This is a genomic window from Nocardia sp. NPDC005745 (genome assembly GCF_040630775.1).
Lineage (GTDB): Bacteria > Actinomycetota > Actinomycetes > Mycobacteriales > Mycobacteriaceae > Nocardia.
On record NZ_JBEXYF010000011.1, the window covers coordinates 1 to 22667 of the forward strand.

The window sequence follows — 22667 nt, forward strand, 5'->3', positions numbered from 1 at the left end:
ATCCGCGGAGGTGGAGTACGGGCCGCCCAAGTCGAAGATATGACCAGCGAAGCCATAGAGAGTGTCGCCCGGGTGGGGGAGGGAGACGGCGCCAAACACCCCCAGCTCAGCGCATGTTTTCCGAGTCCACTGATCCGATTTTGATCGGATTCGGAGTCGTATCAAAATCGGATCAGGTCCGGATCAGGTCCGGATCGGATTCCGGACGTTGGGACATACGAGTAGGCCCCGCTGACATCCAAGATCGCCAGTGGGGCCTACTCGTGTGCGCTTGTCGGTGCTGCTTCTTCGGCTGGCTACGGGCCGCCGTTGCGGATGCGGGCGGCGATTTCGCCGTCGGCGCGGACGCCGAACCCGCCTCGGAGATAGGTACGTTCGCCGAGCCGGATGTCGAATCCGGCGGCGGTGAGCATCGCGGTCACAGCGGCGACGGCGTCGGCATCGCCGGACAGTCGGACGTTGACCACGCTGGTCACTGGTGGGCTCCTTCCTGGATGTGTTCCTGGGCCGCGGTGAGGGTGCGGGTCACCGAGGACGAGCTGAGGCTGACGTGTTCGGCGATGCGCGCGTGCGACCAGTTCTGTTCGTGACGCAGGCGCAGGATCTCGGTCACCTTCTCCGGGTCACGCCGACCGGACGGGTCAGCGCTGCACAGCAACTCGGCGACCCGCGCCCACCGGTCGACCTCCGCACCGGACGCCGGTGCATGGTGCGCGGGGGCTTCGATCGCGGTTTGTTCGGCGGTGCGCAGCTCCGGGGACGCCTGTTGCGCGGTGAGTTCGGTCGAGGTCGACCGGGTCTCGGTGTGGACCTCGCGCACCGACACGGTGCGTACCGGCTCGGGCCGGTGCACTGGTTCCGGCTCGGTGCGCACCGCCGGTTCGGTGCTGGTGCGGTCGGTGCGTGCGAGTACCAGCAGGGCGACGGTGGCCTGTCCGATGGCGCCGTCGATGATGAGCGGGAACAGCCATGCCAGGTGTTCGCTCATCCCGACCTGAATCGACAGCTCCCGCAGGGCGTCGAACGACAGCCGGAACGCGCCGACCGCGATAGCGGCGGTAAGTGCGACAACAGCCCAGTACGCCAGGCGTGCCTTGTTCTGGGCGCGCACGAGCAGCCCGACGCCGTGGGTTGCTGCCAGCAACGCGATCGGAGGGAAACTGGCGACGAACGCCGCGACCGGCTGCTTGCCGTCCGGTGCGTTCATCCACGCGTGCACGAGGTTGCCCGCGATCGACATCGCCGCGACCAACAGCAATTCACCCCAGAAGAACCGGATCGCCGACACCTGCTCGCGGGTCCGCGCACCGGCCTGTGCATCGTCTGGTGCGCTGCGGTGCGCAGCAGGATCGCTGCTGCGCACCACGTCCGCACCGGAGCTGAGTCCGGTCACGGCTCACGCACCCTTGCTCGCCGCGGCCGGGGTGTAGACGGCGGTGAACAGCCGCGCCCGCGAGTACTCCGGGTCGGGTCCGGTGTAGGTGACCGACAGGGTCGCACCGATCTCGAAGTCCTCACTGCCGGCGTTCTCCAGCGCCAGCCCGATGGCCTGTTCCATGCGCCAGGACACGTACAGGTTGCGCGGTCCGGCGCCGGTGTCGAGGGTGACGACGGTCTGCATGACCGGCTGGCCGTCCTCGTCGAGTTCGACCTCGCCGGGCGCGCCGCCGAACTTCAGCTTGGGTTCCTCGACGGCTGCAATGATGCGGCCGTAGACGGTGGTTCCGGGCTTGCTGGTCTTGGCGAACGCCGATGCGGGGCGTGCGGCACGGCGGAAACGCTGTCCGAAGGTGTTGGTGCTCATGATGGATGGGGCCTTCCTGTTGTGGTGTTCAGCGGGCGCGGGTCCGGTCGGCCCGGTCGCGGCTGGTCGGTGTGGGGTGCAGGTCGTGGATGCTGCGCGGGGATCGGGGCCGGTCGAGGTAGGCGACCGGTTCCAGTTCGTCGAGGTCGTGTCCGGCGTCGAGGTGGTCGCAGAGGTCCTTGCCGTCGCGGGCCTGCAACACCCGGACTTCGCCGACGCGGTCGGCGAGGGATTCCGCGACCTGGGCGGCGTGGCGGTAGCCGGGCCGGTCACGGTCGGCGACCACGATCACCCGGCCAGCGCCACGCAGCCAACGCGCGTGGTCGTCGGTCCACTTCCCCGCACCCATCGCGTTACACGTCGCCAGCTGCCCCGCCTGGCGGGCTCGTTGCACGTCCTTCTCGCCCTCGCACACGTACAACTCGCGCCCGGTGTCGAGCGCTTCGCGCACGTCGGCGAGCTGCCACGGCAGCGGAGCGAAACCGGTGTTCACCCACTCGGTTCCGGTCCATCGCCGTTGGTAGAAGCTCTTGGCGTGCCCGTGCTCGTGCGGGGTGTGCAGCCGCACCACCGCGCCCTCGACGCGGCCGCCCGGCCACCGGTAGACGTAGGTGTCCACCGCCTCGGGCTCCCCGATCTGGGCACCCAGATCCCGCTTGGCGGGCAGCGGGAACCGAGCCGCCAGAATGGCTTTCTCGACCGGGGACGCGACGCTCACCGGGCGAGCGGACCGCCCGCCGACCGCGTAGGGCCGACGAGCAGAACCCTGCCGGTCCGTGCGCTCCGGCAGCCGATCCCACAGGTCACGCACCCGCAACCCGATCCGGTCGAGTACGTCCTGGTCGTCGCAGCGGGCCCAGCAGCGCACCATCGTTTTGCCCTGCTGGGGGTCGTACCGCACACCCAGGCTGGGATTGTGGTGGTGGCCGTCGCCCTCGTGCACCGGGCACAGGTAGTTCTTCCACTGCTGCGGCTCCCGCGGCCACTTGGCCGGACCCACCCGGCGAATCAACGCCGCGGTGACGACCTCGTAGGAACGGCCCGGCTGCGGTGTCGGTTCGGTCATCGTCACCGCCCCCGCTCGATCTCGGGCCGCTCGGCGGCGGTGAGGATGCGGGCCTGCTCGATGCTGCGCCGCTGCACCCCGTCCAACGATTCGGCGCCCGGCAAGGCCAGCATCCGCCGTACTGAGTTGGGCGAGCGCGACCACAAGTCGTGGACGTCCTTGAGGTACTTCCACTCCCCCGGATGCGGCCCGTTGCGCCAACCGTGGTCGATGGTTTCTTGCTGGGCGTAGAGGCTGTGGATCTCCGCCTCGCTGGCGCCCGGCCGGTCCCGCAGCCGCGACAGCCGGTCGACCTCGGCGAACGCTTCGCGCATCGCCTCTTCATGCTCGATGTGCATGCTCACCGCCCCGCTCGATCTGACGGCCGCCCGAAAGGGGTGTGGATTGCCCGGATGTGGCGCGGTCGATGTAGCGGCGGGCGGCGTCGCGGACTTTCTCGCTATCTCGACCGGCCAGTTGCCCGGCCTGGCGCAGACTGCGGTGCTGGAGGTCGGTGACTCCTTCGCCTCCGTTGTGGTCGATGTTGTCGAGGAACCGGAACATGGTGTCGGGTGCCTGCCGCCAGTCCTCGTAGGCGTCGGTCAGGTAGCTCCAGTGCTCGGCGTGCGGCCCTTCGCTCCACCGCTGATCGGTCTCGCAGAGCTGGGCGGTGATCCGGTCGCGGTCGGCGTCGGTGGCGTCCGGCCGGTACATGTCCTCACCCAGCTGGGTGTAGCGGGTGAACTCGACGCGCATTGCTTCCTCGTGCTCGCGCTGCATGTCAACGGCTCCTCTCGATACCGTTGCGGCCGTTGCCGTTCCGCTCCGGCCGTGGCCAGGACTGGGTGTCCGGACCAGCCTGCTCGCGGCCGGTTCCGGTGAGGTCGCGCAGGTAGCTGGCGCGCTTGCCTACCGGCCCGTGCTCGCCGGTGTCGTTGCCCGGCTGTACCGAGTTGCGAAGCTCATCCAGGGTCGGGTTCGGTTGCTCCTGCTCTGCGCCGTTGCCGTTGCCGTGCTGGCGGTTGCCGTAGCGCTCCTGATGAGCGCGGGCAGCCTCGCGCGCATGATCCAGCACATGCTCGACCAGGCCCCGCTCAGAGGCTTTGCGCCCGGCCTCGAAAACCGCAGTGGCGTCGGCGATCTCCTGAGACAGGCCACCGCCGAACCGATCCCGTCCCGCCTGTGGTCCGGGGCTGCCCAGCCGCTGGTCGGCCGGGGTCCGCTCGGACCGCGCGGCCTGGCGAGCCTGCTCGGCTCGGCGTTCCGGGCTGCCGAACCGCTCATGGGTCGGGGTGCGCTCGGCGAGCTTCGCCACCGCCTCGTCGCGTTCGCCACGCAGCTGGTCGCGCTCGGCGGTCAACTGCTCGACACCCGGCCGGTCCCGCAATTCACCGATCTCCGCGGACAGGCGCAGGTTGCGGTTCTTCAACGCCTCGATGTGCCCCTCGGCGGAGTCGAGTTTGCGGCGGATCTCGTCGCGGTCGGCCGTGACCGAATCCAGGCCGCGTTGCAGCAACCCGACCCGGTTTTCCAGCCGGTCCCGGTCGGCGGCCATGTCGTTCAACTGGCGCTCCACCTGCGCCAACCGGTCAACACCGGCGGTTTCGGGCGGGCGTTCACGGTCAGTGTTCCCACGCTGCCGCGGGGCCCGCTCGACCTGCTCGGCCTGCTCGCGGTGAACCTGCCCGGACAACGTCCGCTCCCGCAACACCGACTCGCGGTCGGCGAGCTGCCCGGCGACGGTCTCGGGGCGCCCGTAGTCGGCGTATTGCTTCGCGGCGTTGAGGGTGTCGCGGGTCTCGACCTCCAGGGTGGTGCCGTCCGCCCACGACGTGCCGCTGATATTGCGCTGCAACCAGCTGGTGGCGGTGTGCTCGGTGGCGAACGAGCGGGATTCGGTGAGCTTCCCGCCGTCCGGGTCGGTCCACGTCATTCCCGCGGTGTAGCGGTGGCGGTGGGCCTGTGCGGCGTCGATACGCGCCAGCAGCGCCTCCTCGGCGTTGGCGCGGCGCGCGGCGTCCAGGCTTTGCTGCCAGCCCTGCTCACGCTCCACCCCGGCGCGCTGGCGGGCATTGACCGTCTCCCGAGCGACGTGGGCGCGGTAGCGCAGTGCGTCGATGCCGCGGACCTTATGCGCTTTGGCGAAGAGATTGCCGACCTTGAAATGCGGGAAAATCGTCGCCGAGTCCAATCCGTCGAGGGCTATGCCCTGCTCGGTGCGGGTCAGGTGCTCGTTGCCGATGAAGCCGCGGGCCAGGCGGTTGCGGTGCTCGGCCAGGGCGTGAGCATCGCGGGCGCGCCGGTCATGGTCCACGCGCGGGTCGTTCGCGCGCTCAGCGACCGTTTCGACGTGGACGCGGTAGCGGTCGATAGCCTGGCCGGTCCAGGTCAGCTGATGATTGCGCATCACCTCGGCCTCGCGGCGCTGCTCACGCAGCGTGCGGCTGATCTCCTTGCGGATCTTGCGGCGCTCCAGGAAGTTGCGGGCTTGGGCGTGCAGGCGGGTCAGCTCCGGCAGCGATCGCGCGAACTTGCGAGCTTCGGCGATCATCTCGTCCTCAGGGCTACGGTCGGTCATTACAGTGAATTCCTCTCGGTGGTAGTTGATTTCGGTGTTCATCGGGTCCGCTCGACGCTGTTGCGTCGGCGGTCGAGTTCGTCGGCGGCGGCGTCGGTGAGCTTGAGACGGGTCGCGTACCGGCCGCGGGCGCGAGACAGCCAGATGTCGGCGGCGTCCAACTTCTCGTCCGCCATCGCCAGCGCGGTTTCCGCACGGAAGGTGGCTTCGACGGGGTCGAGCGGGTCGCCGAGGTTGTCGACCGCCAACGCGTCGGGGTGGCGGCGCAGAGCGGCGTACTCGCGCCGGATCTCGCTGATCTCGCGGCGCAGCTGGAACAGCCGGTCATCGACGTTGTGCAGGCGCTCGTACAGATCGACCGGCGCGGTGCGAATCGGGTCTTCGGGGAGTGGGTTGGTGCTCAACGGTTTTCCTTCCTTGTGGTTGGTTACTGAGCGGGAGTGGTCGTGGTGGTGCGGTTGTTCTCGTGCTGGGTGCGGGCGCGGTCGATGCGCTCGACCAGAGCGCGCAGCAGCCCGACGATGGCGGTCGCGACAGCGGCGACGGCGTGGCTGATACCGGCGGTGACGGTGCCGATGGCCTGCGGCAGAGGCGGGCGGTGGGCGGCGTTCCACCACAGGTAGGCCACCCACGCACCGCCGTAGACGGCCAGCGGACCGACCACCAGCGGCCCCTCACCCCATCCGGCGGTCACGGCTGCACCGACCACAACAGCGGAAGCTGCCGCGGTGCGCCGCGCAGTCTGCGCCCGTGACCGCGCCGGGACCGGCGCCACCACGGCCGCGGCCTGGTTGTTGGGTGCGTCGTCGAGGTCGGGCACGACGCTCAGCGCGGCCCGGCGCACCGGTCCGGCGTCCGCGGCGGATCGTTGTGCAGGTGTCGGGGTCGGGGCGGTGTCGAGGTCGGCGATACCGGCCAGCCAGTCCTCTACTTCGTCGGCAAACAGCTCGCCCGCGATCGCGGGATCGGTCGGTGTCGTAGCGGGGTCGGGCCTCCGCTGGCCCTCGTTGTCGTCGTTGTCGTCGTGGGGTCGGATGATGCGCATGGGGTTGCCTTTCAATGGGTTTCGGCAGATGGGAGGGTCAGGCGGTCGCGTCGGCGGTGACGGGCTCGGCCTCGGGATCGGCGCTGGTGGTGCCGGGCAGGGGGCGCACGGTGGCGGGGTCGACGGGCACGACGTGCCCGAACTGGGCGCGTCCGGCCTTGGCGTAGACGAACTGGCCGGTGTCGAACTGGCGGACGCGGTCGGGGTCGACCAGCCACTTCTCACCGACCGACACCTGCCCTTCGTCGCCGGTGCGCTGGCCCTTGATCAGGTGCCGCGACGGCAGCATGTGCCGCACCGACCCGAAGTGCTTGCACAGCTCTCCGGCGTTCTCGACGTAGCCCAGCAGCACCCCACCCGCACAGGACTTCAAGATCCGGTCCAGCGCCCACTGATCCCCGGCGACACCCTCGGGACTCTGGGCGGCAAACAGCACGCTCACGCCCTGCGAGCGGCCCCGCTCGCACACCTCTTCCAACCCGATCGAGCCCTGGCCGGTGGTGAGCGCGCTCAGCTCGTCGATGATCAAGGTGACGCTGCGACGCTGGTCCTTGGCGGTGCGGGCCGCACGCTGCATCAGCATCCGCAAGATGGCGGCGACCTGGGCGCGGGCGGCGTCCTTGTCCAAGCCGGGCACGGTCACATACAGCACGTCGAGGTCATCAAGGTCCACACCGCCGTCGAACACCATCCGCCCGTCCTCACCCTGGAGGCTGTCGAACAGATTGGATGCCTTGATCAGCATGTCGGCGAGCTGGTCGACCTTCTCCGACTGGAGGGCTTCGACCATCCGCTTCACGTCCGGAGCGTTGCCCCACAGATCCAGCAAAGTCTCCGGATTCAGCCGCTCCAGAAACTCCCGGCTCGACCGAGGCGGCCCGGCCGGGGCGTCCACGACAAGCGAGACGATGCGGCGGCGCAGCTCGTCGAAGTGCTGGCCTTCCGACGTCGACGCCTGTCCGGCGTTGAGCATGTCGCCGAGCACGGCGCGCTGGTCGCGGGCACGCATCGCCCACACGTTCAGGCGGGCGCCGTGGGGAACTTCGGCGATGCGGTCGGCGGCGATACCGCGGCGCTGGGCGATCTCGCGCAACAGGTGGCCCAACACTTTGTCGTCGTTGCCGCCCTTGCAGGACACGACCACCAGCAGCGGGCGCGGGTGCTTGCCCCGCATCCCCGGCACGTCCTTCCACCGCTGCCAGGCGTTCCACTCGTATTCGAGCATCCCGACCGCGTACCGCTTGATCAGCTCCGTCTTGCCCGAACCGGTTGTGCCGAACGCCGCCATCTGGCGACGAGCTTCCTTGTGCGGCACCACCATCCACGCCTGATGGCGCGCGGTCAGCTCCGACCACAAACCGAGAGGGTTCGCCGAACGCCGGTCCGCCAGCGGACCCAGCACGATCCCGTCCGTTGTGGTGAACGGGGCACCGACCGACCGCGCCGCCCGAGCGGCCCCGGCGAACTGCCGTGCGGCCAGCGCCGCCTGCACCCGCTCGGTCCGGCCCAGGTTCTTCAACCCGACCGTGTTGGTCTTGTGCACGAACGACGCCCACCAGTACGTCGCCGCCAGCGCGGCCACCGGGGCACCGAGCACGACCATCGTGCGCAGCCCACCCAGGTCGCCCTCGGCGACCCGCGCCGCACCCGACCACAACAGGGAGGCGGGCGTGATCCACGATCCGCCGGCCATCGCCGATGCCGCGGGCAGCAGCAGCGACCCGATCGCGAAGTTGCGCAACCGGTGCGGCGCCAACGGCCACCGCGCCGCAACGGCCACGATCATGACCAGCATCGCCACGATCACGACACCGCACACCGTCGCTGTCGAAGCCGCGTCACCGACCGCAGACAAGTCCAGCCTCGGCAGATCCCAGCCTTCGACATGGCGGATCGGCGGCGCCTGCGGCACCAGCGGGCCGCTACCGTCGCCCGGCTCCGCCGGGGGCGCGTCCGGCTGTCCGGTCGTGGGGACTTGTGCGCTGCCGTGGGGGTGGCAGTCCTGCGGGGTGATGATCCACTGGCAGTTGCTCATGACGCTTCCTGAGTGAGAAGAAGGTTCGGGCGCCGGGTCTTGCGGGCGGCGCGGCCCTGGTTTCGGCGGTTGAGGAACTGGCTCCACTCCTCGTCGAAGTCGCCGATCGCGAACAGCAACTCGACCGCGGCGAGTTCGCGAGGAAGCCGCTGGTAGGCGGCATTGACGGTGTTCATGACGCGCTGGGAACGGCACAGGTAGAGCAGGCCCATCACGGCCTCGTCCTCGCTGTCGCGTGCGGCGCGGATCGCGCCCGCAAGCGCGGTGTCCATGTGGACGCGGTCCTTGGCGCTCAGCTCGATCTCCAGCGCCCACCAGCCGTGCTGACCGCCGACCTCGCCCAGGAACCGCCCGTCATGCACGTGCGGGCGTCCCTTCCGAGGGGTCCGGCTATCGCTGAACACCACGTGCCCGGACTTCGACTCAGCCGCAGCGACTTCGGCGCGGCGGCGCAGCACACGCTCCGACACCCACAACTGCGGGTCGGAACCGACCAGCATCACCCGCGCCTGAGCGACGGCGCGGTAGTGGTTGGCGTACATCAGCGGCGGCTTCCAGTCCTTGGGCCGCCACCCCAGATACCGCTCGGCCACCTCACGCCTCGGGTAGACCCACGCCCGACCGCGCTGCACCGACAGCAGCGGATGCACCATCCGCCGCTTCAGCAGGGCGTCGGCGAGGTCGTAGGCGCTGCTGAGACTGCTGAAGCTCATGAACTCGGCCAACACATCGACCTGCATCCCGTGCATGTCCACCAGCGCGGCCAGCGCCGCGTCTTGCTGCGCCGACAGGCCCTTACTGGCCCGCACAGCCAGCACCCGGCCCAACGACCCGTACGGGATGCCGATCTCCTCGGCGACCTCCTGCTTCGTCAGCCCCTGCTCACGCAGCCGCGTAGCCTCACCCAGGCACGACTCGACCTGAGCCAGCGAAATACCCAACTGCTCGCCGATCTGCCGGTAGGACAAGCCCTGATCACGCAGCCCGCCTACGATCTGGGCACGGTGGCGACGCTCCAACGCGGTGTAACGGTCACCGCCCTTCCTCTTGTGGTTCATTGGGTTCGCTCCCTTCCCTGCCGCGAGCTGCGGCTGTGACCGACCGCGTGGCGGCGCTCAGCGATATCGGCGCGGGCCTGCGCGATGAACTCGCGCATCTCCGTCGCATCCACCCCTCGCCGCTCCGCGGCCATCGCCGATCGCGTCCACCGCGCCAGCTGCAATGCCTCCAGCTGCGCCTCGCTCGAAATTCGTTTCGGCGCCGCTGATTCCGCGTCGTACAGGTGCGCCTTCAGCGGCCCGCGCGACCCACCCCGAGCACGCAGCACCTGCGCCTCGTACTCACCGCCAGGGCTCTTGCCCTCGCGGGCGAGCTGGCGACGGGTCCGCAGATGCTGCGGCGCCAAACCCCACGGCCACGTCGGGACACCGAACCGCTTGCCATCCGGATCGTGAAACCTGCTCATCGCGACCGCTCGATCCCGCGGGAACGCTCCCGCCGCGCACGGTCCCGATCGGCTGCGACCTGAGCGCGGATCTTCGCCGCCAACGCCGGATCGTGGCGGTAGTCGAGCAACCGGTCCCACACCGCAGTTCGCTCGGCGTGAACCTGCGCCTGATGCTCACCGACGTGCTGCGTCCTCGACATCTCGAAGTCGTTGTCGCGGTAACCCTTCGCCTCCGACACGTCGGCAGCGGTGAACACCATGTCGGTCAGCACGTCATGAACCAGGTCCAACCGGGCTTTCTCCGCCTCCAACTCGGCACGCACGCGGCGACGGTCCGGCGCGCTCACTGCGCCACCTCCTCGCGCAGCTGCGAACGCGGCACACACGACCCCGCCGGTTCCGGCGGAACCCCCGCGTCGAGCGGGCGGCAGATGTTCGGCGACGGCACGTAGTCCTGATGATCGATCCACGCCGCAGTGCACCCGCCCATCCCGACGAGCAGCAATACACCCAGCGCGGCCACCTGCACCAGCGGCGGCAACACCCCCAACGGGGCGAACACCGCGCTCGTGCCGGTGAACTCCGGACCGGCCATCGAATGCAACGGGTTGTGTCCGCCACGGCGGTCGAAATGAGTGACCGTGTACCCCTGAACAGGCGGGTCCGACCTCCACTGAGTGCTCATCGCCGCACCCCCCAGCGGCGCCGCGCCTGCCAGAACCAAATCGCGCCGGACACCATCAGGACGAAGCCCACAACCCCCGGCGCCGTCAGCACCGTGTAGCCCACCGCCACCGCGGCGAGGGCCAAGCCGAAGGAGCGCATCACGCCGCCCTCCGATCGGCGCTGCCGCCCAAGACGGCTGCCAGACGCGTACGTGCATCGGACGAGATAGGCGGCGCCGTGGCGACAATCTCGGCGACGTACTCCGCCAGGCGCTCGGCCTCGTTCAGCTGCTGGTCCGCAGCCTTCTTCGCGGCGCTCATGCCACGTCCTCCGGTACGGGCGCGAGCACCGGCTGAACCAGCGCCAGCAGCTCGGCGTGGTTGACCCGCAGCAAGTGGCCGTTGATCCGGAAGCCACGGAGGTGTCCTGCGGCGATCCAATTGCGGATCGTCTTCGCGTCGACGTCGACCAAGTTGGCCGCTGTCTTGAGGCTGATCAGTCGGCGGGCGTCGGACCCGCTGACATCACCGAACGTCTTGTGCGACACGGTCGATCACTCCTTCGAGAAGTAAGGGAAATGCGTTGCAATTCCTCACTTTTCGGGAAATCGACAGACGTAATCAGTAGCTGGCGACCCCAGGGGTGGACGTCGAGAGAACGTCTCCTGTACAGTAAAGACGTCCCTATTCGTCCCAAGGGGGTTGCGATGCCGAACGACAGGCTCCGAGAAGCACTGCTACGCAATGGCTTGGATTTCGCCGATGTCGCGGAAGCGACCGGCGTCGACGAGAAGACTGTCGAACGATGGATTACGAAGGGCCGCACACCCTATCCCCGCCACCGCCATAAGGTCGCGTCGATGGTGCGCGAAACGGAGAACTACCTCTGGCCGGACGCGCTGCCCGCGGAGCGCCGGATCGAGATGGCGCAGTCAGAGCTGATCCAGGTGTATCCGCACAGGAACTCGATCCCCCTCGACGTGTGGACACGCCTACTCACACAAGCGACAGAACGAGTCGACGTGCTCGTTCTGGCGGGCCTGTTCCTCGCGGAAGAACCATCCTTCGCAAGGACGATCAGGCAGAAGACCCGCGAGGGCCTGAAAGTGCGCATGCTGTTCGGCGATCCCAACGAGGACGAAGCGACCAAGCGAAGTGCCGAAGAACGGCTGGCCGCCGGAACCGTGCCAGCGAGAATCCGCAACGCCTTGGCCCTCATCGAACCGCTGTCGGAGATCGACGGTGTCGAAATCCGCTACCACCGGACCACGCTCTATAACTCGATTTTCCGGTTCGACGACGAGATGATCGTAAACATGCACGTGTACGGGCAGCCGGGCGCGTACGCTCCGGCAATGCACCTAAAGCTGCTGCCAGCTGCCGACCTTTTCGAGACGTACACAACCAGTTTTGAACAGGTCTGGACCGAGAGTTATGAAGCCAACTTTGGGAGTCATGCATGAGCCGGACCGACTACTTCCATGATCCGACCGCGCCGCCCGCGAACAGCATCAAAGTGGCGGTCAGCGCGCTCGTCCAGGACGAGGAAGGCCGGATACTGCTCATTCGTCGCACCGACAACGGCAAGTATTCGATCCCCGGGGGCGGCCTCGAGGCAGGCGAAACAGTGACACAAGCAGTCGTGCGGGAAGTACAGGAGGAAACCGGTATAGACGTCAGGGTGACGGAGCTAATCGGCGTTTTCTCAGACCCCGACCACATCATCGCCTACGACGATGGCGAGGTCCGCCAGGAATTCTCAATTTGCTTCCACGCCAAGCCGATCGGCGGCACTCCGAGGCAGAGCACGGAATCGTCGGAAGTCCTGTGGGTTGCACCAGACGAACTGCCCGAGCGTGACATCCATCCGTCCATCCGCCTCCGAATCCGCAAGGGCCTAGAGGATCCGTCGACACCCTATTTCACCTGACCGGCGGGCGCATCCCAATTCGACGCTCGGTCCGGCCTGCCGCTGCGATCAGTTGAGGCGCAGCCTCGAGGACGGACTGGGCGACAATATGCTCCACGCCGTATCGCTCCTGGACCTCAGCGATGCGCTCGCGAATTTCAGTGACTTCACCGGTTGGGGTGGTGGTCATGTCCGCCCACCACAGCGCGTCGCGAAGTGCGGAGTCTTCGTCCGGCCACTCGATCGTCAGCCCGCGACGCCGAGCCTCGACGCATGCACATGAGTGGTTCGCGACCAGGCCGCACAGTCGGTCGCTCGCACCCCGGTTGTGCAGGAAAACGGCACCATCGATGGGATGGAAACCGATTTGCGCAATGTCCGGCGCGTAACCGATGTCATGCAGCCATGCAGCTACTACCAGTAGTTCCGGGTCGTCTGTGACTGCCGCCGCTCGAGCCGCCTGCCGAGCCACCGCCGCTACGTGCGCGAGCCGACGCGGCATGTGTGCCAGATGCTTACGAGCCAATCGTTCGGCCCATTCGCCCTTTTCCATGCGTGCCATGCTCCCATCCCACGCTTAGCGCCACTCATGAGGTCACAGAGCCGGAATTCGCGTCGTCACCCGGAACTTCCTCACGGTCTTGAACCACACGATCATCCAGTTGGTCTATGAACCGAAATAGACTATGAACTTCATTCGTGCCGAAGGGTGGATCTACCCTCATGCCATGAGCCAGGGCATTTCGCAACTGCTGAAAACGCCTGACAGCCGGGTAAATGTCATCGTCAAGATGCCCTGTAGTAATTAACTCAGAAACTAGATGCTGCACATTTGGGGCGTAATTCAATTTCAGTCGCCTAACCCACACAGACAACTTCCATTCAAGCACAGAATACGCCGAAAGGTATGCGGCAACTGGCGCTCTCTCAGCTATTTCATGCGCTGATTCAAGAGCGTCTCGCATGAACTGTTCGTCGGCTGGAGCCCCTCTTTCGGGACGGAGCACAATCAAATCGAATTCCCATCCCGGAATTGATCCCACCGCACTTCTCAGCCTATCTATCTCCGCCATGCGACGCGAAGAAATCCCCGCTTTCGCCGCAACAACGACCTCGAATACGACTCCTCGCCCCTCAGCGCTGACTGCAATAGCGTCTAGCCTGGTGGGACGCAAAGGCTCAGGGACGCGGGACTGGTCCGGGTTCATCAGTACTGTCCACTCACCAGGCAAATCCCTGACGCGTTCTTCCACAGCAGATTGAGTCCTCGCCTCTACATCCATGGCAACTCCTCCTGATCCATGGCTGCCGCGATCGCTACGTACACGAAGGGGTCTCCGACGGCCAACGATGGTATTACACAGGTTGGCGGGTTCCTAAACGCGATATCCCGCGATATATTCCGGCGGCTTCCGATGACTTCTTGCACAAGCCCGTCGTCGTAAATTATTTCTGGATATAGACCATCAAGAACCGGCTTCAGCATATTGTCCATATCCAGAGTTTCCGCTATATGGAAAAATATCACTGTAACTGATACGGCACCGATGTAAGGGAACATCGACTTGGGCAAACCGTCGCTCCCGCAAGAACGAACGGAATCGGTCCATCTAGACTTGGCTTTACTTTTCGAGTTGAGAGATATGGGCGTTCCAGGAACTACGAACTCCCATATAACTCGATCACCCAAGATTCGCGCTCACCCCTAGGTCAATCTCGACAGCACTCAAGCTACAGCTGACGGACGACAGAATTTGGATCGATGCCCGTCACGCCGAGCGGCGGACTACTCCTTGTCCCCGGACGCTAATCCGCTGCGGAGCTCCACCCGATCAGCAGCTTACGGAAGGTGGAATGTGGCTCCCCTTTCTGCTACGTCGCGGAGCGGCTGGGGGGCCGGAATTGCCGCGTTCGGGTTCCAATCGAATTTTATCAAGGCTGTGCCCGTTGCCTGATCCCAGGCCTGCTCCGGCGTGAAGGCGGCGAGCGCCGTAATCCATCTGTACTTGGGATTCGGCCAGATTCGTTCCGCGAACATTGGCAATACCCAGTCCCAGTCGAGTCTGTGGTGCCCCAGCCCTAGAGCGATGATGTTCGGCAGACCGTCAACGGTCTGGCGACGCTTCCGGTCCAAAGCCTTTCTCAAGGAAGTCGCGGCTTCATCGAACGCGCGCTCATCGAACAACGGATGAACCGAGAACCCGAAGGGCTTCTCGACGCTCCCAATCGCACCTATGCCGAAGCCCTCGGCCATTTGTGAACTGCCCGCCAGCTCCGCAAAAGACGCGAAGACAGGGAACTCGGCCCACTCCAGAGTTGCATCGCCGCCAGACAGTTTGACCGTTGTTTCCCCGGCGGAAGCCCTCATCGTGTCGACTACACCGGAGCTCGCAATCGCCTCGATGTCCACACCTTGCACATGAAGCGGTAAGCCAAGTCTGACCTGACGCCCAAGCCCTGCACGCCGAAGGCGAGCCCCCAGCCTGACCGAAATTTGTTCTTGGGCCGCATCCCAATCCCTCAGCGATTGCCAGTGCCACACTGTGACCTCAATCGCGATATCACCGCTTGGTAGTCGGATTCCAAAATCCGGCGACTTCGGCTGACTGGGGGAGCCGATTTGCTCGACGGGGACCATAGGCTCGTAAGACAGGGGGCTCATGGCATGCGAAAGAATGAAGGCTACTTCCAGTTCGGCCAAGTTCTCCATGTAGACGCTGGCAGTCATCTCAGTGAACAGCCTTTTCGCCTTTTCGTAGAAGATCGGCTCGGACCGACTAGTTACGTTGCGGGCAAGGTGGTAAATGATCCTTGCGATGTAGATGAGGTAGCAAGCTGTCTGCGTCCCTTCCTGGGTCCACCAGACTCGGAGGGGTCCAACCGGATTGGCTGGCCAGTCTTCGATTTCGAGTTTCCGGAAGAGGTCTCGATATAGACCCCGGGCACCTTCGAGGTCGTTCGCCCTGAAGCGGGTTCCCTCAAGATCCGGGGTTATCTCGAAGAATCCACGAGGCTGACGCTCCTGGACACTGCCGTCGTCACTCAACGCTGAGACCCTCCACCTGCTATTTGTTGGCAGCGGCCTTGCCGCCTGACGTTGTTTAAAAAAGGAACTCGACCCGCTGGGATTAGGGGCAACCTCACCGCGCCAGCCTCACCTGCGTGGATGGATCGGTTGCCCAGATACGTGACACCGGCGTATTCCGACACCGAACAACCTAACCTCCGTTCAAGGCCGCGGTTCCGGCCCAGGCCTCATGTCGTTCTCTCGCGGCGACGAGCAGTCGCTCCCGGAGTTGGTGGCGCGACCGCCCTCGGGTCTTCACCGCATGGCAGTCCGGGCACAGCGCAACCATCTGCACCGGGTGATCCCGGCCGCCTGTAGCAATGTCGGAGACGTGATCGACCTCCAGGACCGGGTGGCCCCGCTCGGTATAATCCGGTGCCGGCTTGCCGCATGCAGGATTCTCGCAAAACCCTTCGCTGCGGAGGAGGACAGCGCGCCGAGCTGCGGCCAGCCGAATCGGATCATTGCCGACTACTGGACGTCGCTTACCCCGGGTGCTCGGCTCACGATTCGTGACCACTGCGATCAAGTCTTGGTAGTCGCGCTTGGGATCATCGATGCCGGCGTCTTCATCAGGCAGCATGAGATCGTCGTCGACAACCGAGTCCCCCTCAAGACCCACCGCCTTCGTCACCGCGGCGTAGTCGAAGTCGCCGAAGAATTTGTCGACGATCGCGCTGACAACCTGCACCCGAGCCACACCAGACGAGCGAAGCAGCTCGTAGACCGGCTCGGGAAGACCTCCCTCGGGCTGGTGCTCGTCAAACCACCGGCGCAACCGCGCATCACCGTGGGCGGCAGGAACGGAAGTCGAGGTATCGAGTGTCCACAATCCAGCACGATACAGCGCGGCAACCGGGTAGTCCGGTCGTCCCTCAGGGCGCTCACCGGATCTGTGGTGTGCGGTCAACAATGGCGTGAGTTCCGCGTGTGTGCGCTCCCACGTCAACACACGATCCGCTCCCCGCCTTGCTAGACCGATCGCCCACAGCAGCACCACCGCCTGTTTGAGCATCGGACCGCTCGCCACCGTCGCCGGACGAAGTCTGTCGATCGCGCGAACCAGGTCGTGAACCGTCAACGCGGGAACACGGTCCACGACGTCGAATCCCAAATGCTGCAAGACCCCAGCAGCATGGCGCCAGCCACCGGAGAACTCCGAGGCCTTCAAAGATGACTGCCCGCTCAGAAACGCGTGCGCGGCACCAGCGAGAGCTTTGGAATCATAGGACTTGCCCTCGTACTGGACAAATAACCGCCTGGACTCGGCGAATCCGTACTTGGCGAGGAACTGCTCCCGCCCTACACTGTCGAACTCGTTGATCGCCGCGATGACCGCATCCCTGGTCAGGTCTTTGAGCGCCACGTCGACACGATAGGCGACCCCACGGACAACTGCCGACGGGTTTCACCACCGACGCGAGTCGCAGAGGTGTACGGGTGGTTTGAGACGCTACCCGCTACGCGACACTTCCGCGTTCGGAAGCCGATGACCGGACCAGCCTGGCGGTCGGCACCTCGCTATCTACAGTTCCGCGGTCTTGCTGCGCACCAATATCGCCCCTGAGGTTACAGTTCAACGCACCCGCTCTAGCATCGAACTGCTCCACCCTCGCCAAAGACATCGCTGACACCCTCGCATCAAGATCCGTCGCCGAGTCCGCGACACCCAGATCTTCGCGAAGTACCTGACGAAGTAACCAGACTGCATCCGACAGAGGGCCGTCCAGCCATCGGTGCAACCGTCCCAGAGCATCCGAGTCAGCACGGTCGACCATGTGATGCACAGCGCGGTACGTATTCCCCAGGCACAGGTCTACTTCGGATGTGACAACCAGGACTCGGTCGGGCACGATCATTTGCGCTTGCGCATACACCTGACGGTAGCGCGCGCGTTCGCTCTCCAGCTTCTCGGCATCCACCGATCCGCCCCGCTCTAGCTCCATCACCCAGTGGTGCAGCTGCATTCGATAGTTCCTGGCCGCAGAGTTGAACTCTGAATACACTGACTGCTTCCGGTCTTGCTCCTGTTGCCGCGTCGACTCGGCACGCTGTTCGGCCTGCTGCCCTCGGTGTATCTCCGCGTCAAGACGCTTGCCCCTCAATGCCGCCCACTGCGCAGCCACCGCCGCGCCGAACGTGCCAACCACCCCGACAGCCGCCACAGCCACGCCGATGAGATCCGACCCCATACACGGATTATCCAGCCGACCAGCACCCGTGTCATCGGACTAGGGGTGCCGTCATATGAGGTTGGTGTCGCGGCGTGCAGTGCCAGAGAAACGACTGAGCCCATATCCGGACACCGGGTGGGGGCTCAGCAGAGTATTTACCAGCAGCGATAGGTGCGCAGCCCTACTTCTTCCCAGACGCTAATCCGCTACGGAACTCGACCACGTCGCCGTCCGCCATGACGTAGTCCTTGCCTTCCATGCGCACCTTGCCCGCGGCTTTGGCTGCGGCCATGGAACCCGCTTCGACCAGGTCGTTGTAGGCGACGACCTCTGCTTTGATGAAGCCGCGTTCGAAGTCGGTGTGGATGACGCCCGCGGCCTTGGGGGCGGTGTCGCCTTGGTGGATGGTCCAGGCGCGGGCTTCTTTCGGGCCCGCGGTCAGGTAGGTCTGGAGGCCGAGGGTGTGGAAGCCGGCGCGGGCCAGGGCGTGCAGGCCGGGTTCGGTCTGACCGATGGATTCGAGGAGTTCGAGGGCGGATTCCTCGTCGAGTTCCAGCAGTTCGGCTTCGACCTTGGCATCGAGGAAGACCGCGTCGGCCGGGGCGACAGAGGCTTTCAGCTCGGCTACCTTCGCCTCGTCGGTGAGCACCGACTCGTCGGCGTTGAAGACGTAGAGGAAGGGCTTGGTGGTGAGCAGCGAGAGTTCTTTCAGCAGTTCGGTGTCCACCTTGTCCGCTGCGGCGAACAGGGTGGTGCCGTTGTCGAGGATCTCCTGCGCGGCCTTGGCGGCATCGGCGACCGGCTTGCGGTCCTTCTTGACCTTGGCTTCCTTCTCCAACCGCACGACCGCCTTCTCCAGGGTCTGCAGGTCGGCGAGGATGAGCTCGGTCTCGATCACCTCGATGTCGGCGCTCGGGTCGACGCGGCCGTCGACGTGCACCACGTCGTCGTCGGCGAACACCCGCACCACCTGGCAGATGGCGTCGGCCTCGCGAATGTTGGCGAGGAACTTGTTGCCCAGGCCCGCGCCCTCCGAGGCGCCCTTCACGATGCCGGCGATGTCGACGAACGACACGGTGGCGGGCACGATCCGCTCGGACGAGAAGATCTCCGCCAGCTTGTTCAGCCTCGGATCGGGCAGCGGGACCACGCCGACGTTCGGCTCGATCGTCGCGAAAGGGTAGTTCGCGGCGAGCACGTCGTTCTTGGTCAACGCGTTGAACAGCGTCGATTTCCCGACGTTCGGCAGGCCGACAATTCCGAGGGTGAGACTCACGAGGAGCAGAGTCTACCCTCCCCCACGAGCGGCACATGGCGGCGAGGTCTTCTCGACCTTTGCCGCAGCCATGTGCCGCTCGCGGAGCCGCGTCAGGGGATGAGGACCACTTTGCCGAGGTTGGCGCGATGCTCGACGGCGGCGTGGGCGGCGGACGCTTCCTCGAGAGGGAATTCGGCGTGCACGGCGGGGCGTAACTGGCCGGAGGCGAAGTACTGCCACAGCTCTTGGCGCCAGTGCTCGTACAGGTCGGGCTGTTTCTGCGCGATGCGGGCCATTTGGAAGCCGATGACGGATTTCGCGCCGACGAGCAGGTCGTATGCCTGGATGGCGCCGCCGCCGGAGCTGTAGGCGACCAGGCGGCCGCCGGGGGCCAGGGCCGCGAGCGCGGGCGTCAGGAGGTCGCCGCCGACCGCGTCGAGCACGTAGTCGGCGGGAGGTCCCCAGGTATCTCGGCCGTACTCGACCACTTCGTCGGCTCCGAGCTTCTGGACGAAATCGGCCTTCGCGAGATCCGATACCGCGCCTACCACCCGCGCCGCGCCCCGCACCCGTGCGAGCTGGACGGCGAGATGGCCGACGCCGCTCGCGGCGGCGGTGATCAACGCGGACTCGCCTTCCTGCGCAGACGCGGCATGGAGCGCACCGAGCGCCACCAAGCCGCTGCGCACCAGCGCGACCGCGTCCACCGCCGACGCTCCGTCGGGAATCGGCGACGCCATGGCCGCCGACAGCACCGCGTAGTCCGCGTAACCGTGCCCGAACACCAGGCCGGTCACGCGGTAGCCGGGCGCGTACCGCTCGACGCCCTCGCCGACCGCGACCACCTCGCCCGCGACCTCACCGCCCAACGCGATAGGTTCGCGCTGCTCACGGACCTTTCGCACCACCGGCAGGGTCACCCCGACCGCCTCGACACGGACCAGCAGTTCCCCTGGTCCGGGCGTCGGCACTTCGGCCGAGACGAGCTCGAGCACCTCGGGACCACCGCTGCGCTCGTACTGCACCCGCCGCATCGCACCTCCAGAAATCGTTAGAAGGCGCAACGGTAGCCGGATCGCGACGGGTGATCACAGTCCACTACACGCTGTAGTGGTACATCTCACCAGCGCCCGGAACCAATGGAGAGCTGCCCGGTACGAGGGACCGAGCACTGGCAGCAGGACACCCGGTCACGGCGGCGCCAGTGGTCCGTAGTCGCTGCCGACCATCCCGCGCTGCGATCGTCCGCGTGCCACAGCTCACCGCGACGACTCGGCCACCTGCCTGCTCGACACGGCCACCGCCGAAACGGCGATCCGCGCGCACGTCAACGTCGCAAACCGAGCGGGCCGCATGTCGGTCCCCGGGCGTAGCGTGTCCCGTATGGAGCCGACCACGGAGGTGGTGACGGCGCGTCCGGCGCCCGTGCTCGCCGCGTTCATCGACCGGTATATCGGGTATCGCATGTCCGGGTTCGCGGCGGCGACCCATCGTGGGTTGCCTTCGCGGCACATGACTTTCATCGTCGGGATCGGCCCGACGATCGACGTCGTCGAGCAGACCGATCCGCGGCAGTCTCCGCGGAACTACCGGTGCGTGTTGAGCGGCCTACAGGCGAGCACGGCGCTCATCGCGCACGACGGTCACCAGGAGGGCGTGGCCGTGGCGCTCACGCCACTCGGTTGCCGCACCTTGTTCGGCATGCCCGCGGCCGCGCTGTGGGACACGTCGGTCGAATTGTCCGACGTCGTGGGTCCTGTCGGCCTGGAGCTGTGGGAACGGTTGCAATCCGCGCCGAGCTGGCCGGAACGTTTCGCCGTCTGCGATCGGGTGCTCTGCGCGCTCGCCGATCCCGACCGCGCGGTGCGTCCGGAACTCACCTGGGCCTGGCGCGCCGTGGTCGGTTCCGGCGGCGCGATCGCGGTCGGCCCGCTGGCCGAGGAGATCGGATGGAGCAGGCAGCATCTGACGCGACGGTTCAATCGCGAGTTCGGTCTGAGCCCGAAGCTCGCGGCCCGGATCACGCGTTTCGAACGAGCCCGCCGCATGCTCGCGCAGACGCCGTCCTACATCACCATCGCCCAGGTGGCCGCCGCGTGCGGTTATTACGACCAGGCCCATCTGGACCGCGACTTCGCCGACCTCGCCGGGACGAGCCCGACCGTCTGGCTCGCCGAGGAGGTTCCATCCGTCCAAGCCGCCGACGAGTCCGCCGGATGACGATAAAGCCATGACGAATCCGACAGAAACCAGAACCCGCACCGCCGTCTGGCCCGCGCTGACCTTCCGCGATGCCCGCGCCATGGCCACCTTCCTCGTCGAGGCGTTCGGCTTCCGGGAAGCCGCGCTCTACACCCGCGAGGACGACCCGTCGATCGTGGAGCACGCGGAACTGCGCTGGCCGCTGGGCGGCGGCATCATGTTCGGCTCGGCCGGCAAGGACGACAGCCCGTTCGGCACCCGCCCGACCGGCACCGACTCTGTCTATCTGGTCTGCGAGGAGCCCGACGCCTTGTTCGCCCGCGCGACCGCCACGGGCGCCGAAGTGGTCCGTGACCTGCGCGACGAGGACTACGGCTCGCGCGGCTTCACGGTCCGCGACCCGGAGGGCAACCTGTGGAGCTTCGGCACCTATTGGGGCGCTTGATCGGCGCGGCCCACGACGCCCGTCCGCTACCTGACCGCGGGGCCTTGCCGAGGCCCCGCGGCAGCTCCGCCGTCGGCGGGTGAGGTCCTGCTCAACGCCCGCCGAGCCCCGACATCGCGATGCCGCGGATGAACGCGCGCTGGGCGATCGCGTAGATCACCAGCAGCGGAACCAGGATGACGATCGCGGCGGCCATGAGTATCGGCCACTGGGTGTGGTACTGGCCTTGCAGCCGGACCAGGCCCAGTGTCGCGGTGGCGACGTCCTCGCGCTGGATCATGACCAGCGGCCAGAGGAAGTCGTTCCACACGGTGATCCAGGTGAGCACGGCGAGCACCATCAGGGCCGGACGGGTGTGCGGCAGCAGGACCCGCCAGTAGACCTGCCAGGTGTTGCAGCCGTCGAGGATGGCGGCCTCCTCCAGTTCGTCGGGCAGCGTTCGGAAGAATTGCCGCATCAGATAGGTGCCGAACGCACTGCCGAACAGGCCGGGAACGATCATCGCCCACGGGGTGTCCACCCAGCCGAACGCCCGCATCAGCAGGAACTGCGGGATCACCGTCACGGTCAGCGGCACCATCAGCGTCGCGAGGTAGGCGAGGAACAGCATGTCCCGCCCGCGAAAACGGAGGCGCGCGAACGCGTAACCGGCCAGCGAGCAGAAGAAGACCTGCCCCGCCGTGACACACAGCGCGTAGACCGTGGTGTTGAGCAGCATCCGCCCCATCGGCAGCAGTTCGAAGACCTTTCCGTAGTTCGACCACTGCGGCCGCTGCGGAAGGAAGGCCGCGTCGGCGATCTCACCGTCCCGCTTCAGCGAGCCCGACACCGCCCACAGGATCGGCAGCAGCGCGCACCACGCGATACCCACCAGCACCGCGTATATCGCGGTCCCGCGCAGCAGCCGCCGCACGATCGCCCGGTCGACCCGGCCGAACACGACGCTCGCGCGGTCGCGCCGGACCGGCAGCGCGCGCCGCACCACCTCGTAGG

Annotated in this window: 29 protein-coding genes; 4 read left to right on the forward strand and 25 right to left on the reverse strand. The window is 66.4% G+C overall.

Going from position 1 to position 22667, the window contains the following annotated elements; genetic code table 11:
- Positions 1-296: 296 nt before the first annotated feature.
- The 17 genes from ABZ420_RS13870 to ABZ420_RS13950 are packed head-to-tail and all read right to left on the reverse strand — an operon-like array spanning position 297 to position 11167.
- The gene (locus tag ABZ420_RS13870) at positions 297-476 is read right to left on the reverse strand and encodes a hypothetical protein (RefSeq protein ID WP_357121620.1); all 180 of its coding nucleotides are present in this window, start codon (positions 474-476) and stop codon (positions 297-299) included.
- Positions 473-1393 carry a DUF2637 domain-containing protein gene (locus ABZ420_RS13875; protein WP_357121623.1) on the reverse strand — a complete coding sequence of 307 codons (921 nt, stop codon included), beginning with the start codon at positions 1391-1393 and terminating at the stop codon, positions 473-475. Before ABZ420_RS13875 ends, ABZ420_RS13870 begins: the two co-directional genes overlap by 4 nt.
- 3 nt (positions 1394-1396) lie before the next feature.
- Positions 1397-1804, reverse strand: coding sequence for a hypothetical protein (locus ABZ420_RS13880; RefSeq protein WP_357121626.1), 408 nt, complete (start codon positions 1802-1804; stop codon positions 1397-1399).
- Positions 1805-1832: 28 nt separating this feature from the next.
- Complete coding sequence (locus tag ABZ420_RS13885) at positions 1833-2870, reverse strand: toprim domain-containing protein (RefSeq protein ID WP_357121629.1); 1038 nt, start codon at positions 2868-2870, stop codon at positions 1833-1835.
- A 2-nt stretch (positions 2871-2872) separates the two neighbouring features.
- Complete coding sequence (locus tag ABZ420_RS13890; RefSeq protein WP_357121632.1) at positions 2873-3208, reverse strand: hypothetical protein; 336 nt, start codon at positions 3206-3208, stop codon at positions 2873-2875.
- Positions 3192-3629 carry a hypothetical protein gene (locus ABZ420_RS13895; RefSeq protein WP_357121635.1) on the reverse strand — a complete coding sequence of 146 codons (438 nt, stop codon included), beginning with the start codon at positions 3627-3629 and terminating at the stop codon, positions 3192-3194. Before ABZ420_RS13895 ends, ABZ420_RS13890 begins: the two co-directional genes overlap by 17 nt.
- A gap of 1 nt (position 3630) precedes the next feature.
- Positions 3631-5427: a hypothetical protein gene (locus ABZ420_RS13900; RefSeq protein WP_357121638.1), complete on the reverse strand. Its 1797-nt coding sequence runs from the start codon at positions 5425-5427 to the stop codon at positions 3631-3633.
- Positions 5428-5465: 38 nt separating this feature from the next.
- Positions 5466-5831, reverse strand: a complete 366-nt coding sequence (locus ABZ420_RS13905) for a hypothetical protein (RefSeq protein ID WP_357121642.1) — start codon at positions 5829-5831, stop codon at positions 5466-5468.
- 23 nt (positions 5832-5854) lie between these two features.
- A complete protein-coding gene (locus ABZ420_RS13910; protein ID WP_357121645.1) occupies positions 5855-6472 on the reverse strand; it encodes a hypothetical protein in 618 nt (205 codons plus the stop codon).
- A gap of 37 nt (positions 6473-6509) precedes the next feature.
- The gene (locus ABZ420_RS13915; protein WP_357121648.1) at positions 6510-8507 is read right to left on the reverse strand and encodes a hypothetical protein; all 1998 of its coding nucleotides are present in this window, start codon (positions 8505-8507) and stop codon (positions 6510-6512) included.
- The gene (locus ABZ420_RS13920) at positions 8504-9565 is read right to left on the reverse strand and encodes a hypothetical protein (protein WP_357121651.1); all 1062 of its coding nucleotides are present in this window, start codon (positions 9563-9565) and stop codon (positions 8504-8506) included. Before ABZ420_RS13920 ends, ABZ420_RS13915 begins: the two co-directional genes overlap by 4 nt.
- Positions 9562-9972, reverse strand: coding sequence for a hypothetical protein (locus ABZ420_RS13925; protein WP_357121654.1), 411 nt, complete (start codon positions 9970-9972; stop codon positions 9562-9564). Before ABZ420_RS13925 ends, ABZ420_RS13920 begins: the two co-directional genes overlap by 4 nt.
- Positions 9969-10301 (reverse strand): hypothetical protein, encoded by a 333-nt coding sequence (locus tag ABZ420_RS13930; RefSeq protein ID WP_357121657.1) that lies wholly within the window; start codon positions 10299-10301, stop codon positions 9969-9971. Before ABZ420_RS13930 ends, ABZ420_RS13925 begins: the two co-directional genes overlap by 4 nt.
- The gene (locus tag ABZ420_RS13935; RefSeq protein WP_357121660.1) at positions 10298-10639 is read right to left on the reverse strand and encodes a hypothetical protein; all 342 of its coding nucleotides are present in this window, start codon (positions 10637-10639) and stop codon (positions 10298-10300) included. Before ABZ420_RS13935 ends, ABZ420_RS13930 begins: the two co-directional genes overlap by 4 nt.
- Positions 10636-10782 carry a hypothetical protein gene (locus tag ABZ420_RS13940; protein WP_357121663.1) on the reverse strand — a complete coding sequence of 49 codons (147 nt, stop codon included), beginning with the start codon at positions 10780-10782 and terminating at the stop codon, positions 10636-10638. The genes ABZ420_RS13935 and ABZ420_RS13940 overlap by 4 nt, the downstream gene beginning before the upstream one ends.
- Positions 10779-10940, reverse strand: coding sequence for a hypothetical protein (locus ABZ420_RS13945; protein ID WP_357121666.1), 162 nt, complete (start codon positions 10938-10940; stop codon positions 10779-10781). The genes ABZ420_RS13940 and ABZ420_RS13945 overlap by 4 nt, the downstream gene beginning before the upstream one ends.
- A complete protein-coding gene (locus tag ABZ420_RS13950; protein ID WP_063025242.1) occupies positions 10937-11167 on the reverse strand; it encodes a helix-turn-helix domain-containing protein in 231 nt (76 codons plus the stop codon). Before ABZ420_RS13950 ends, ABZ420_RS13945 begins: the two co-directional genes overlap by 4 nt.
- Positions 11168-11326: 159 nt before the next feature.
- On the opposite strand from ABZ420_RS13950, the gene ABZ420_RS13955 reads away from it, so the two are divergent.
- Entirely contained in the window at positions 11327-12082 is a 756-nt protein-coding gene (locus ABZ420_RS13955; RefSeq protein WP_357121670.1) for a helix-turn-helix transcriptional regulator, read from the forward strand.
- Complete coding sequence (locus ABZ420_RS13960; RefSeq protein ID WP_357121673.1) at positions 12079-12549, forward strand: NUDIX domain-containing protein; 471 nt, start codon at positions 12079-12081, stop codon at positions 12547-12549. The genes ABZ420_RS13955 and ABZ420_RS13960 overlap by 4 nt, the downstream gene beginning before the upstream one ends.
- Here ABZ420_RS13960 and ABZ420_RS13965 read toward each other — a convergent pair.
- From ABZ420_RS13965 to ABZ420_RS13995, 7 genes are all read right to left on the reverse strand, one after another.
- Positions 12542-13090 (reverse strand): HD domain-containing protein, encoded by a 549-nt coding sequence (locus ABZ420_RS13965; protein ID WP_357121676.1) that lies wholly within the window; start codon positions 13088-13090, stop codon positions 12542-12544. The two genes, ABZ420_RS13960 and ABZ420_RS13965, sit on opposite strands and share 8 nt — an antisense overlap.
- 25 nt (positions 13091-13115) lie before the next feature.
- Entirely contained in the window at positions 13116-13811 is a 696-nt protein-coding gene (locus ABZ420_RS13970; RefSeq protein WP_357121679.1) for a hypothetical protein, read from the reverse strand.
- 557 nt (positions 13812-14368) lie between these two features.
- A complete protein-coding gene (locus ABZ420_RS13975) occupies positions 14369-15574 on the reverse strand; it encodes a hypothetical protein (RefSeq protein WP_357121682.1) in 1206 nt (401 codons plus the stop codon).
- Positions 15575-15746: 172 nt separating this feature from the next.
- Complete coding sequence (locus ABZ420_RS13980) at positions 15747-16961, reverse strand: HNH endonuclease signature motif containing protein (RefSeq protein ID WP_357121685.1); 1215 nt, start codon at positions 16959-16961, stop codon at positions 15747-15749.
- Between the two features lie 94 nt (positions 16962-17055).
- Positions 17056-17787 carry a hypothetical protein gene (locus ABZ420_RS13985; protein WP_357121688.1) on the reverse strand — a complete coding sequence of 244 codons (732 nt, stop codon included), beginning with the start codon at positions 17785-17787 and terminating at the stop codon, positions 17056-17058.
- Between the two features lie 163 nt (positions 17788-17950).
- Positions 17951-19045 carry a redox-regulated ATPase YchF gene (gene ychF, locus ABZ420_RS13990; RefSeq protein ID WP_357121691.1) on the reverse strand — a complete coding sequence of 365 codons (1095 nt, stop codon included), beginning with the start codon at positions 19043-19045 and terminating at the stop codon, positions 17951-17953.
- Positions 19046-19137: 92 nt separating this feature from the next.
- Positions 19138-20061: a zinc-binding dehydrogenase gene (locus ABZ420_RS13995; RefSeq protein WP_357121694.1), complete on the reverse strand. Its 924-nt coding sequence runs from the start codon at positions 20059-20061 to the stop codon at positions 19138-19140.
- 349 nt (positions 20062-20410) lie between these two features.
- On the opposite strand from ABZ420_RS13995, the gene ABZ420_RS14000 reads away from it, so the two are divergent.
- Together ABZ420_RS14000 and ABZ420_RS14005 are read left to right on the forward strand one after the other, a co-directional pair.
- Positions 20411-21247, forward strand: a complete 837-nt coding sequence (locus ABZ420_RS14000) for a helix-turn-helix domain-containing protein (RefSeq protein WP_357121697.1) — start codon at positions 20411-20413, stop codon at positions 21245-21247.
- Between the two features lie 10 nt (positions 21248-21257).
- Positions 21258-21674 carry a VOC family protein gene (locus tag ABZ420_RS14005; protein WP_357121700.1) on the forward strand — a complete coding sequence of 139 codons (417 nt, stop codon included), beginning with the start codon at positions 21258-21260 and terminating at the stop codon, positions 21672-21674.
- A gap of 91 nt (positions 21675-21765) precedes the next feature.
- Here the strand turns inward: ABZ420_RS14005 and ABZ420_RS14010 are convergent, their stop codons facing one another.
- Positions 21766-22614 carry a carbohydrate ABC transporter permease gene (locus tag ABZ420_RS14010; RefSeq protein WP_357122111.1) on the reverse strand — a complete coding sequence of 283 codons (849 nt, stop codon included), beginning with the start codon at positions 22612-22614 and terminating at the stop codon, positions 21766-21768.
- Positions 22615-22667: the final 53 nt, after the last annotated feature.